Here is a 13,684-nt window from a genome sequence, read left to right on the forward strand (position 1 = left end):
TATCCGTGTCCAAAGAGAGGAGTGTTCTATATGATTAACGAATTACTTCCAGGTGTTTATGTGCATACAAGTCACATACAAAAGCTGCAAAGTGTTGTGTTGGTGGATGAAAAGGCTGTATATGTGTTCGATCCGTGCTATTTCCCCGATGAAATCAACGAAATCCGGGAGCTGGCACGAAGCTTCGAGACACCAAACAGAGAGAAGTATCTGGTTCTCACCCATTCCGACTTTGATCACATCGCCGGTGTGCATGAATTCCCGGAATACAAAGTGATTGCATCGAGTGCTTGGGATGAATCCAATGAAGTCCATTCCATTGAGAAGATAGAGCAGTTCGACAGCGAGTTCTATGTTGACAGGGAATGGACCGGGAAAATGCCGCGTGTGCCGATGGGTGACAAAGTCAATCACGGACAGCAGAAGGGTGAGATGACTTTTTACCACGCCAAGGGGCACACATGGGATGGGCTGGTCACGATCTATGGTCAAACAGCCATTGTCGGTGACTATCTATCGGCTGTTGAGTTTCCCTTTGTATATACGTCTTATCGTGCCTATATGGACACTCTGACTATGTTTAGTCAGATATTCGAAACGCATTCCATTGATACGGTGATCACTCAGCATGGTCCGGCAGCCTTGGATAAAACGGAGATTCAAAGGCGTATTGATCTATCCAGAGATTATCTGAAACGAGCCGTCGAACTCGTTGGCGAAGGAATGGAACGAGGATTATCCACAGAAAAAATTATTGAAATGGGTGCTGATTTCCAGTATGAAGCCCAACCCATTGCGATTGGAATTCTAAATTTTCATATTAAAAATATTAAATTGATCCACCAGGAGCTGACTCAATAAGAGACTTAGTCATCGAGTAGAAATTCCGATTGAGGATGATCTAGGAGATTCAATTTTATGTTAGTTATTATTACATGAAACTGAATTAATTCGATTTTTTAAATAGTGTGTAATATATATTGACACGTTTACGCATATAGAATAAGATAAAAACAAGTTTTACTCAAAAAAATATTTATTCATGTTAGTTTTCTAGGGTTCCGCGTCTCTTTTAGGAAGAGTCGGCTGGTCCGAGAGAAAACGCGCGTCCCACTGACGCGTACACGGAGGGGGAAAAGCCCGGGAGATATCGATAAGATATCCTCGGGCTTATTTTATTTTCATGGGAGGATTGGGAGCAGCATTATTGTTACTTTTGGGAGCTAAATTCTTCACTATTGAAATGACAGGAGGAAGCCGGAATGAGTGATTGGATTCATTGCAACGCTGCTCTATTAATTATCGATGCGCAGAAAGGGTTTGTGGACGCTGTCTTTGACGCTTCTGCAGCTATCGACAATATCAGACGCCTGCTGGAAGCCGCTCGCGACGCCAATCTGCCCGTTATTCAAACCCAAGAAATGCACCGTCGAAGTCAGGTGGACTTTGGGAGGGAGCTGGACGGTTCCGAAGGGATTCACTGTCTCGAGGGTTCGGATGAAGTCGATATCATCGACGATCTTCGTCCGTTGGACGGCGAGTATGTCATTGTGAAACGAAGATACAGCGCCTTCTTCGCCACGGATCTGGAGCTTTTGCTTAAAGGGCTGAATGTGCAAACATTGATCGTTTGCGGCTTCTTGACGGACGTCTGCGTACATTACACGTGTGCGGACGCGCATCAGCATAATTATTTTGTTAAAGTGGTCGCAGATGCAGTCAGCGGCTCTACTAGAGAAGCGCATGAAGCGTCACTCCGTGCCATTCGTTACTTGCAAAGAGAGGCAGTGACGGATACGGTGCAAACGATAGGGCAACTTGCTGCGATCTCGAAGTTGAATCCTTGAAAATGTTTTACATTAAAACAATATCTACAGTAATCTGTGACATTTCATTAGTGAGGTGAAGGTAAATGAGCTTGGAGACAGGGGAAACTAAGGCATTTCAAATGGAGAAGCACGGGATCGATATTGTGCCTGAACAATATAGGTACGGATCTCCGCGGTCCTTGTTCTGGGTGTGGATGGCTGGACAATTGACCATTAGCGGAATTATCATGGGGCAGTTGTTTACCACATTAGGGCTTAGTTTGTATATGGCACTGGGTGTATGTTTATTCTGCGGTCTTACCTATATTGTGGTAGGTCTATCCGGCACGCCGGGCCCACGCGCTGGGACAGCCACGCTAGCTATCTCTCGGGCATCTTTCGGAGTAAAGGGAAATGCGTTGCCTTCCTTCTTAAGTTGGCTGAATCTTGTAGGTTGGGAAAGTGTTACGATAGTGCTTACCGTCGAAGCGGTTCTGGCATTGGGAGCCAAATTTGGAATTCCATCGACCGGAGTAGGACCAACACTCATTGGCGTCGTGGTGGCTGTCGTTCTCACGTTTAGTGTACCTATTCTCGGCCATGCTACTGTAATCGTCATGCAACGGTATCTGTCTTATGCCGTTGGAGTTCTGGCCATTCTCATGACGATCCTGTTGCTGCCAAAAGTTGACTTTGGATTTCATCCAGCCGCCTCCAGCTTGGCTGCCTCCGGAATTGTGCCGACATTGGTTCTGGCTGCCGCTATCGGCGTAATGGGGTCTTCCATGACGTGGACCAACTACGCAGCGGACTATTCACGGTACCTGCATACAAAGACGAGTTCGAAAGCAATCATTTGGTACACTACACTTGGTGGAGGGATCGCTGGATTCCTTTTCCAGGCAATCGGGGTTCTGTTAGGTACTTTTATCAACCCTGCAGCATTCAGTGACAATCCAGTCTCTGCGATGGGTGATGTTTTACCTGCATGGTATGCAATCCCATTTTTGCTGGTGGTCATTCTCGGTCAGGTAGCAAACAACTATCTTAATTCGTATAGCTCTGCTATGAGCTTTCTCGCCATAGGCATTCGGATGAAACGTTATATTTCTGTTATTGTAGACGCCACCCTTGCTGTGATTGTCGGCTGCTATGCGCTCTTCTTCAGTCCGGGCTTTATTGGCTTTTTTATACAATTTCTCAGCCTTTCCATTGTCTTTATCGGTCCCTGGACCGGCATATATTTGGTCCATCACTGGATAAATAAAGGGCAGTATTACAGTGAGGATCTGGTCGTCCTGGATAAATCAAGCCGTTACTGGTATTCCTCGGGTGTTAACTACAAGGCTTATATCGCACTTATTCTTGGTGCAGCCGCTGCATTCATGTGTGTCAACTCCACACTGTGGGTGAGTCCATTCTCCACTCAGGTATTGTTTGGGATGGATCTCAGCCCGTTTGTCGGTCCTTTGGTGGCTGGTATTATTTACGCTGTGTTACCTGTCTCGGTCAGCGCGAATAAGAAACTTCCTACAAGTGCCTGACTAGAGAGACAATACTTGAGGAGCAAGCAAAAACCAATAAAGCACTTGGAGGAAAATGTTAAATGGCTCAATCACGAGATATTGAACGCATCCAAGTCACGACAGCCCCGAGTGCAGTGGCGCCATACGCTCACGCGGTACGGGCAGGGGACTTTTACTTCATCACCGGACAAATGCCAATCGATCCTCAAACGAACGAGTATGTGACAGGGGATGCAGCAGCGCAAACGGCGCGTGTCCTGGAGAATTTAAAAATTGTTTTGGCTTCATGTAATTTAACCTTATCTGATGTCGTTTCTGCCCGAGTGTTTTTAACTGATATGCGAGATTTTGAAGCAGTCAACAACGTCTATCAGTCCTACTTCGCTTCGGCGCTTCCGGCAAGAACCTGTGTTGCCGTCACTGGACTTGCGGGTGGTGCCGATGTTGAAATCGATCTCATTGCGTACAGCCCAGGCGCGTATTAATTCTTTCTTCCAAGGAGGTTGATCCCGATGCTCCACCGTCTTCCTGCTGACTCGAACAATGTGTGCTGGGGTTTTTTCGATCACTCTGTTCCACCCGCCATTCGTATCCAGTCAGGAGATATGGTACTCGTCGAGACGGTGACACCTCACGTCGGGGATGCCCCCGAATTGATGATGGACAATGCCATCCGCAATATTTTCCAATCCATTCCTCTACATGAGCGCGGGCCTGGTCCGCACATTCTGACCGGACCCATTTACGTAGAATATGCCCGACCAGGTGATGTCCTGCAAGTGAAAATTCTGGACTTGAAGCCTAGAACCCCCTACGGATCGAATTTATTGGCATCCTGGGGTTACCTGTTTGAGGAGTATGGAAAACGGGAACGCATTACGATTTACAAGTTAGACGATTCGGGGCAGTGGCTGACGGCAGAGTTTGCCTATAATTTGGAACAGCCTTATGAAATGCTGGGAAGTATAACTGACACAGATATAGTGGAGAAGATGCCTGCATTGGAAAACGTTCAGATCCCTGTGCGTCTGCACATTGGAAATATGGGTGTTGCCATGGCCGATGTTGGTCATTTTAGCACTGTGCCTCCTGGAGTACATGGAGGTAATCTTGACAATTGGAAAATCGGAGTCGGTGCCACTATGTACTATGAGGTCCAAGTAGAAGGGGGATTGCTTTCACTTGGGGACTGCCATCTGGCGCAAGGTGATAGCGAGCTTTCTGGTACCGGTGTCGAGGCATCGATGAACTGCCTGATTCAGGTCAATGTGCTGAAGAATATTTGCATCCCAAGTCCCATGCTCGAGACATCTACCCATTGGATTACGCATGGCTTCAGTCCTGACCTGAATACAGCCACAAGACAGGCAGCCATGCAAATGCTACGCTTTCTCATTGACCATTGCGGTTTGACAGCGGAAGATGCTTACTCATTTATGAGTCTGGCCGGTGACTTTGCCATCACACAAGTCGTGGATCAGCAATTAGGCGTTCATGTATCCGTTCCGAAATCATCGAGGATATCTCCTCACTTTTGAAAATGGAAGACTGACTTAATAAATTACATTTACTGCATTAATATGATATTGAAAAATATATTTAAGGAACTACACATACTCAGTCTTATCCGGGCTGAGTTTTTTTGTGTTCATTAAATGTTTTAATAGATAATCTTTGGGGGATGATTCTTCCTATATAGATTGTCTTGTTAATTTTCCAAAAACAATTGAGATCCGGCTTGACTGAAAGATCGGTTAAAGGCTAACTTAATAAGGGAGAGGAGTTACCGCTATGAAGATAACAAGCTATGAGCTGTTTAAGGTTCCACCGCGTTGGCTGTTTTTAAAAATCGATACGGATGAAGGTATTGCGGGCTGGGGAGAGCCGGTCATTGAAGGAAAGGCAGATACCGTTGCCGCAGCCGTCAAGGAACTGATGGAACATTTAATAGGAAAAGATTCGATGCGGATTGAAGATCATTGGCAGGCCATGTATCGGGGAGGATTTTATCGCGGCGGTCCGATCCTTATGAGCGCTATTGCCGGTATAGACCAAGCGTTATGGGACATTAAAGGGAAATATTATGATGCACCCGTTCATCAATTATTAGGCGGCGCTTGCCGAGATTCGATTCGCGTTTATTCATGGATTGGAGGAGACCGGCCAAGTGATGTTGGGAAAGCGGCTAAGGATATTGCAGACAGCGGTTTTACAGCGGTAAAAATGAATGCAACCGAGGAGCTTCAGTATGTCGATAGCTTTGAAAAAATTGACCAGGTTATTGAAAGGGTAGCGGCCATTAGGGAAGCTGCAGGCAAATATATTGGAATTGGCGTCGATTTTCATGGGCGTGTCCATAAACCGATGGCCAAGATTCTTGCCAAAGAGCTCGAGCCTTTTCGGTTGATGTTCATTGAAGAGCCGGTATTGCCTGAAAATAATGAAGCTTTAAGGGAGATAGCGAAATATACATCCACTCCAATTGCTGCAGGGGAAAGAATGTTCTCGAGATGGGATTTCAAATCTCTGCTTTCTGATGGTTACGTGGATATTATTCAGCCAGATCTTTCTCATGCAGGCGGAATTACGGAATGTAAAAAAATTGCCTCTATGGCTGAGGCCTATGATGTGGCACTCGCTCCTCATTGTCCCCTTGGGCCAATTGCATTAGCAGCGTGCTTGCAGGTAGATGCAACGGCGCATAATGCTTTTATTCAGGAGCAAAGCCTGGGAATTCATTATAATCAGGGGAATGATCTGCTTGATTATATCGATGATGCTTCTGTTTTTGAATATAAGGACGGGTTCGTAAATATTCCTCAAGGCCCAGGATTAGGTATTGAGGTTAATGAAAACTATGTGAGAAAGATGGCCGCCATTGGACATAATTGGAGAAATCCTGTATGGCGGCACCGTGATGGAAGCATAGCGGAATGGTAAGCGTTTCAAAACAATCCACATAGGGGGAATTTCACAATGATTCAGGTTGAAAAATATTGGGAGAATCTCAACGTTCTCCAGGTAAACAGGGAAGCACCCAGAGCCTATTACCTTCCATATCGTGATGCAGAATCAGCATTAACCAAGAAAAGGGGACGTTCTCCTTTTTATCAGACGCTGAACGGAAGCTGGAAATTTAAATACCATAGCAGCATCAAGAATGTTGAGGATGGATTTTATGAAGAGTCCGCTGAGGTCAGCGGCTGGGATGACTTGATCGTCCCGTCATGCTGGCAGGTCAACGGATATGACCAACTCCATTATACCAATGTCAATTATCCTTTCCCTTGCGATCCGCCTTTTGTGCCGAATGAGAATCCAACCGGCCTATACGTAAGGGATTTTAACATTTCTGAAAATTGGGATGGCAAAGAGAAATATATCGTTTTTGAAGGAGTTAATTCCTGTTTTTATCTATGGATCAACGGTAAGTTTGTCGGGTATAGTCAAGGCAGCAGAGTACCCGCTGAATTTAACATTTCCCGGTTTATTCGCAGCGGCCAGAACAGACTGGCTGTCATGGTTCTAAAATGGTGTGACGGGACTTACTTGGAAGATCAGGATTTGTGGAGATTCTCCGGTATATTCAGAGATGTTTATATGTTGGCACGCAGCCGGAATCATATCAGGGATGTGTTTAACAAGCAGGAGCTATCCGGCAATTATCAAAAGGCCTTGCTTCGGTGCGAAGTGGAGACTACAGGATCTCTTGAAGCTAGGGCTGAATTAAGGGATGCGCAGAATCAAATTGTAAGCCAAGGACAAGCCGTGATAGACGGAAGCGGCATCCTAAACTTGGAAATCGTGGCACCCGTGCTTTGGAATGCTGAAAAACCGTATTTGTACAGCCTTTATGTATTCTGCGGCGAGGAAGTCCTGCTTTTCCAGGTTGGTTTTCGCAAAGTAGAAATCAATGATGGTGTATTTATGATCAACAGCCAGCCCGTAAAATTAAAAGGAGTCAATCGCCATGACTCTCATCCCGAGCTTGGGCAAACGATACCGCTCAATCATATGATCAAAGATTTGATCTTGATGAAACGACATAATGTGAATACGATCCGAACTTCCCATTATCCCAACGATCCTCGGTTTCTTGAGCTTTGCAATCAGTACGGATTTTATCTGATCGATGAAGCCGATTTGGAATGCCACGGGTTGTCCCCTGCTGGAGATTCTCATATACTTTCCAAAAATCCCGAATGGCAGTCCGCATTCCTCGAGCGTGCAGTCCGGATGGTGGAAAGAGACAAAAATCATCCATGTATCGTTATGTGGTCGATGGGGAACGAATCCGGATACGATGTCAATCATATAGCGATGGCAAAATGGATGAAAGGCAGAGATGCGTCGAGACCGGTGCATTATGAGGGAATTGATCAGAGGTATAATGGCAGTTCCAATACAGAAGTCATCGATGTGGAAAGCAGGATGTATTCATCTGTTGAATATATCGAGAATTATGCGAAAGATGCGAACAGCGCCAAACCGATGTTTTTATGCGAGTACAGCCATGCTATGGGGAACGGTCCGGGGGATCTGAAGGATTACTGGGATGTGATTTACAAGTACCCGAAGCTGATGGGCGCCTGTGTTTGGGAATGGTCCGATCATGGAATCAAGACAAAGACAGAGGATGGAATCGAATATTTTGCTTACGGGGGAGACTTCGGAGACCAGCCTAATGACGGTAATTTTTGCATTGATGGTCTGGTTAGCCCGGACAGAATACCTCATAAAGGGCTTCTTGAGCTTAAGAAAGTGATCGCGCCTGTAAAATTGGAAGCTGAGGATTTGAAAAGGGGTACAATCAGAGTCACTAATCTTTACGATTTTATAGATCTGTCTCATTTAGTTCTGGCCTGGAAAATGGAAAAAGACGGGATGGTAGTCGAACAAGGAGAAATCAGCGATTTAATCGTAGCCCCCCATACGTCTCAAACCATAACTGTTCCGTACACATGGAGGGAAGTGTCTGATAGCCGTTACTATCTCACCTTAACATGCAGGTCCAAGCGGGACAGCCTGTGGGCGGAATCCGGGTATGAGATTACATTTGAACAGTTCGAGCTTCCTGTTACACTCGTCCAAAAAGAGCTGCTTATGGAGATGCCGGGTATTGAATTGCAGCAGCAGGGAAATCGCTTGACCATTAACGGCTTTGATTTCAGATACGTGTTTGACTTGTATGACGGAACCTTTGTGAAGATATCCAAGCATGGAGTGGATATGCTGCAATCCCCGCCGAAGTTCACTATTTGGCGGGCTCCGACAGACAATGACCGGAATATCAAGCATCAATGGCTTGAGGAAGGCTACGAACGGGCCCAAATGCATGTGTACCGTTCAGAAATCATAGAACAAACGAAAAATACAGTGGGAATTGTAGTGGATTTTTCGTTGGGTGGCTATATAAAGATTCCATTTCTCAGAGGAAATGCACTTTGGAGGGTGAATGGTGCGGGGGAAATTTCTCTGCAGGTAAAAGTCAATATTAGAGAGAATTTGGTCTTTCTGCCTCGTTTCGGCCTTCAGCTATCTATGCCTCAAGGGACGGAAGAAGTTGAATATTTCGGATTAGGGCCGCATGAAAGTTATATAGACAAGCGTCAAAGCGTCAAAAAGGGAAAATATTTATTGAAAGTTGATGAGATGCTTGAGAATTATATCATGCCGCAGGAAACTGGATCGAGATCGGGTACAGAATGGGCTATCGTTTCAAATGAACAGGGAATGGGCCTGAAGTTTAACTCCCCTAACGAATTTTCTTTTAACGCTCTTCATTTTACAGCGGAGGATTTAACATCAGCGACGCACAACTATGAGCTGCCAGCGCTGAAACGTAAAGAAACCATTGTACACCTTGATTACAAGATGAGCGGAGTAGGCTCTAATTCATGCGGTCCGGAGTTGTTGGAAGCATATCGGCTGGATGAAAAGGAGTTTCAATTTGATATCAGTATAATTCCCGTTTTTAAAGAGGATGAATAAAAGATCGCCGTAGATGAATGAAGAGGTTATCCAGAGTTTCTGGGTAACCTTTTTTTGTTTAGCGAAAATGCCCTTGACAGCTCTGATTAGCCGTACTAAGATACACTCAAACCATATTGTAACCGTTTACAAAACCAAACGAATTCCAATCCAATCAAACCAGGAGGTAATCATATGTTGCAAAATCACGGTTTAGGCTTTGGTTTATCCACGGCACCGCTTATGACGAGTGGCAAGAGCCGCTCCATCTCTGCAGAAAATCCGAAGGGAGAGGTCGGCTCAGGCGGCAAAGAAGCGAGCAACCTGGGTGTTGCGCGCAAAGGACGACCTTGCATCACTTTGAATCAAGGCGACACCGTTACTCTCGCGGACATCGATGGACCTGGCGTCCTGCAGCACTTCTGGATTACCGTGACAGACCGCACGGATAAAGGTAATTTCGTCCTCCGTGATTTGGTGCTGCGGATGTATTGGGACGACGAAGAAAAGCCTTCCGTGGAAGTGCCGCTTGGCGATTTTTTCTGCAATGGCTTCGGGACAAGATGCAATGTGAATTCGCTGCCGATCGTCGTCAATCCGACAGGCGGCATGAACTGCTACTTTCCCATGCCGTTTCGCAAGTCCGCGAAGATTACGATTGAGAATCAGCATGCCGCCGATATTAACGGCTTCTTCTATCAATTTAACTACACGCTCGTCGACGAGCTTCTGGAGGAAGCGGGCTACTTCCATGCGCAGTGGCGCAGAGAAAATATTACGACGGAAGCGCAGGACTTCACGATACTGGACGGAGTAAAAGGCAAAGGGCAGTACGTCGGCACTTATTTGGCCTGGGCGGCGCTCGAGCGCTACTGGTGGGGAGAAGGCGAGATCAAGTTTTTCATGGACGGCGATGAGGAATGGCCAACGATTTGCGGAACCGGCACGGAAGACTATTTCGGCGGAGCTTGGTGCTTCTATGAGCAGCGGGATGGCAAAATCGTCGAAACACCATACAACACGCCATATTTAGGTTATCCGTTCTACTCCAAGGCGGATAACACGCGCAGCGACATATTCGGTGAAGACAGCGTGCCGATGCACGGTCTGTATCGCTGGCATCTGATGGACCCGATCCGGTTCGAGCAGGAGCTGCGATTCACGATTCAGCAAATGGGCCATAACAGCCGCGCATTGTTCGAGCGAACCGACGATGTGTCCTCCGTCGCTTACTGGTACCAAGCGGAACCGCACATGCCATTCCCGTCGCTGTTGCCTGTAGAAAGACGTTGGCCGCGATAGCCGAATACAGTTGTTAGAATTTGAAGATAATTCTTTAAACATTTATAATTAATTATGAAACCAAATCTATTAAGTGAGGCGGTAATTAATAATGGAAACAGGTAATTTAATAACAGTAGAAACAACAGTTCATGCACCCGTTGAAAAAGTGTGGAAATCTTGGACAGAGCCGAATCATATAATAAAATGGAATAGTCCTTCAGATGACTGGCACACGCCATTTGCTGAAAATGATTTAAGGGCTGGCGGGAAGTTTCTTTCAAGAATGGAAGCTAAAGATGGCAGTTTTGGATTTGATTTCAGCGGGGTTTATGATGAAGTAAGAATGAATGAGGTTATTTCTTATACTTTGGATGATGGAAGAAAAGTTAATATCAATTTTATTGATCAAGGAAACGAAACTAAGATAATTGAAGTTTTTGAAGCGGAAAACAGTAATCCAATGGAGATGCAAGAAAAAGGATGGCAGGCTATTTTAGACAATTTTAAAAAATATACTGAATCTGACATGTAGGTTAATTCACCTACACATATCACTTGAGCTTGATAAAGCCAATTGACAAGTTTGTTCAACTTGCCAATTGGCTTTATGAACTTACTTATCTTCTTTACACGGTTCATAGCGAATGCTAAAATCAGATCATACATGATATATAGTATATGATGATTTGATGGGGGAATCACAAATGAATAATTTGAAGCTTTGGTATTCCAGCCCCGCCCAGGACTGGTCACAAGGGCTTCCCATTGGAAACGGGAGATTGGGCGCTGTTATTTATGGGGGAAGCGAGAAGGAAATCTGGAGTCTGACTGAAGTTACCTATTGGTCGGGAAAATCGGAATTAATAGAAAGCCATTCAAATGGTAAGGCTGATCTTGACCAGATGCGGCAGCATTTCTTCGCAGGCGATTACAAGCGCGGAGAGGATTTAGCCCAGCGTTCGCTGCAGCCTAAAAAGCAAAACTTTGGAACAAACTTGCCGATGTGTCGTTTGATTTTACATAACGAACATCAAGGGGAGGATTTCCATCGTGAATTGAATCTGGACAGCGCTATCATAAATATATCATATAAGGTAAAAGAGAACACTTTTAAACGGGAAATGTTCGCCTCGCATGTTGACGACATCGTGGTTTCCCGATTATGGAGTGAACAAATGGGGGGAATTTCATTTTCGCTTGAAGTGGAAGGGCTGACGGATAACTTTACAAGTTGGCCAGAGCAAAACGATACGATTGTCTTTAAGGGACAAGCGACGGAAACAATGCATAGCGATGGTGAATGCGGAGTTTTCTGTCAAGGAATGATTAAAGTGGTTACCCAAGGCGGGGCTGTTTTTGCTGTAGGAGATCAAATTGTGATAAGAAACGCTGATGAAGCCTGCATTTACTTTGCTGTAAATACGGATTATGGCAAAACCGATGAGGATTGGCTTCATGAATCTGCGCGTCAGTTGGAACAATCAATAGCCCAAGGATACGCACGCCTCAAAGAAAATCACATTTCCGATTATCGCCGTTTGTATGCCCGAGTGGATATGGACTTAGGGCATTCAAGCGCTGCATACCTTCCAACGGACGAAAGAGTAAGGCTCCTTCAGAACGGACAAGATGATGATCCGCAATTGTTTGCACTGTTTTATCAATATGGGCGATATTTGATGATTTCAGGTTCACGGGCGGACTCCCCATTGCCGTTGAATTTGCAGGGCATCTGGAATGATGGCGAAGCCAACCGTATGCAGTGGAGCTGCGACTACCATCTGGATATCAATACGCAAATGAATTATTACCCAACGGAAGCCAGCAATCTGGCAGAATGCCATCTCCCTTTGATGCGTTTTATTGAGAGTCTGTCGGCTGCAGGTAAAACGTCCGCACAACAGTTTTATGGATGCGAGGGTTGGGTGGCGCATGTATTTTCTAATGCATGGGGTTTCGCCGCTCCTGGATGGGAAACTTCCTGGGGACTTAATGTTACAGGTGGCTTATGGATTGCAACCCATCTGCGGGAGCACTATGAATTCAGCTTAAATCGGGAGTTCTTAGCGCAGCGAGCTTATCCTGTGATGAAGGAATCCGCCGCCTTCTTTCTGGACTACATGACCTTGCATCCGAAATATGGATGGCTCGTAACAGGTCCATCCAATTCACCGGAAAATAGCTTCTATATAGAGGACAGCACTCACCAGTTGTCGATGGGAACAACCATCGATCAAGTGTTAGTACGGGACTTATTCGTTTTTTGTCTGGAAGCTGCCGAACTGCTGCAAGTCGATCTGGAATGGCAGCAAAGGCTTAAACAGGCCATTGCCAAGCTGCCGCCTTTTCTTGTAGGAAAGCGGGGACAATTGCAGGAATGGCTGGAAGATTATGAGGAAGCTCAGCCTGATCACCGCCATTTGTCCCATTTGGTAAACTTATATCCGGGTAACCGGATCACAGTAAGAGGAACGCCGGAACTGAGTACCGCTGCAAGAACCACATTAGAAAATCGCATGTCTCGCGAAGAGTTGGAGGATGTTGAGTTTACTGTTGCCTTATTTGCCGCAAGCTTCGCCAGATTAGAGGACGGCAATCAAGCATACAAGCATTTAACATATTTGATCGGCCAATTGTGCTTTGACAACTTGCTAACGTATTCGAAACCGGGTATTGCCGGAGCGGAGAAAAAAATATTTGTCGTGGACGGTAATTTTGGGGGCACGGCAGCCATAGCGGAAATGCTGGTGCAAAGTCATGCCGGAGAAATCAACTTGCTTCCCGCCCTGCCCAAGAAATGGCAGACAGGTAAAGTTTCAGGCCTGCGGGGTAAAGGAAATATAGAGGTGGATATTGTCTGGGAGAACGGTGAATTGATAGAGGCCACTATTCATGCATTCTCTGCGGGACAAACCTATCTGCGCTACCGTGATCAAAGTGTTCCTCTCATTCTGGCGTCGGGTTATGTTTATAGAATCGACAAGAAATTGAAAACAATCCAATTATAACCTTTGCCGTAATGAACAACAATTTATATAATCGTAGTATAGTAAGCGTTATCATAAAGATAAAGATAAGGTAAAGGCTTTTCATGGA

The 13,684-nt window shown here is 45.6% G+C and carries 10 protein-coding genes and 1 riboswitch; all 10 genes read left to right on the forward strand.

The annotated features are described in order from the left end of the window. Window positions 1-30 precede the first annotated feature (30 nt). The 10 genes from BLV33_RS26100 (at window position 31) to BLV33_RS26145 (ending at window position 13,596) form a co-directional block, all read left to right on the forward strand. Window positions 31-861: an MBL fold metallo-hydrolase gene (locus BLV33_RS26100; protein WP_090798389.1), complete on the forward strand. Its 831-nt coding sequence runs from the start codon at window positions 31-33 to the stop codon at window positions 859-861. A gap of 181 nt (window positions 862-1,042) precedes the next feature. Beyond that, window positions 1,043-1,149, forward strand: a riboswitch (guanidine-I (ykkC/yxkD leader). Between the two features lie 113 nt (window positions 1,150-1,262). Continuing rightward, window positions 1,263-1,847, forward strand: coding sequence for a cysteine hydrolase family protein (locus BLV33_RS26105; RefSeq protein ID WP_090798391.1), 585 nt, complete (start codon window positions 1,263-1,265; stop codon window positions 1,845-1,847). A 65-nt stretch (window positions 1,848-1,912) separates the two neighbouring features. Continuing rightward, window positions 1,913-3,352 carry a purine-cytosine permease family protein gene (locus BLV33_RS26110; protein WP_090798393.1) on the forward strand — a complete coding sequence of 480 codons (1,440 nt, stop codon included), beginning with the start codon at window positions 1,913-1,915 and terminating at the stop codon, window positions 3,350-3,352. A 62-nt stretch (window positions 3,353-3,414) separates the two neighbouring features. Continuing rightward, window positions 3,415-3,819, forward strand: a complete 405-nt coding sequence (locus BLV33_RS26115; RefSeq protein WP_171909312.1) for a Rid family detoxifying hydrolase — start codon at window positions 3,415-3,417, stop codon at window positions 3,817-3,819. 27 nt (window positions 3,820-3,846) lie between these two features. Further along, the gene (locus tag BLV33_RS26120) at window positions 3,847-4,872 is read left to right on the forward strand and encodes an acetamidase/formamidase family protein (RefSeq protein ID WP_090798395.1); all 1,026 of its coding nucleotides are present in this window, start codon (window positions 3,847-3,849) and stop codon (window positions 4,870-4,872) included. Window positions 4,873-5,125: 253 nt separating this feature from the next. Further along, on the forward strand, window positions 5,126-6,274 hold the full coding sequence (gene dgoD / locus BLV33_RS26125) for a galactonate dehydratase (RefSeq protein ID WP_090798397.1): 1,149 nt from the start codon (window positions 5,126-5,128) through the stop codon (window positions 6,272-6,274). 36 nt (window positions 6,275-6,310) lie between these two features. Continuing rightward, window positions 6,311-9,325: a glycoside hydrolase family 2 TIM barrel-domain containing protein gene (locus BLV33_RS26130; protein WP_090798399.1), complete on the forward strand. Its 3,015-nt coding sequence runs from the start codon at window positions 6,311-6,313 to the stop codon at window positions 9,323-9,325. 174 nt (window positions 9,326-9,499) lie between these two features. Beyond that, complete coding sequence (locus BLV33_RS26135; protein ID WP_171909313.1) at window positions 9,500-10,606, forward strand: glycoside hydrolase family 172 protein; 1,107 nt, start codon at window positions 9,500-9,502, stop codon at window positions 10,604-10,606. Window positions 10,607-10,697: 91 nt separating this feature from the next. After that, window positions 10,698-11,120, forward strand: a complete 423-nt coding sequence (locus BLV33_RS26140; protein ID WP_090798401.1) for an SRPBCC family protein — start codon at window positions 10,698-10,700, stop codon at window positions 11,118-11,120. Window positions 11,121-11,292: 172 nt separating this feature from the next. After that, window positions 11,293-13,596, forward strand: coding sequence for a glycoside hydrolase family 95 protein (locus BLV33_RS26145; RefSeq protein WP_090798403.1), 2,304 nt, complete (start codon window positions 11,293-11,295; stop codon window positions 13,594-13,596). Window positions 13,597-13,684: the final 88 nt, after the last annotated feature.

This window comes from Paenibacillus sp. GP183 (assembly GCF_900104695.1).
Classification (GTDB): domain Bacteria; phylum Bacillota; class Bacilli; order Paenibacillales; family NBRC-103111; genus Paenibacillus_AI.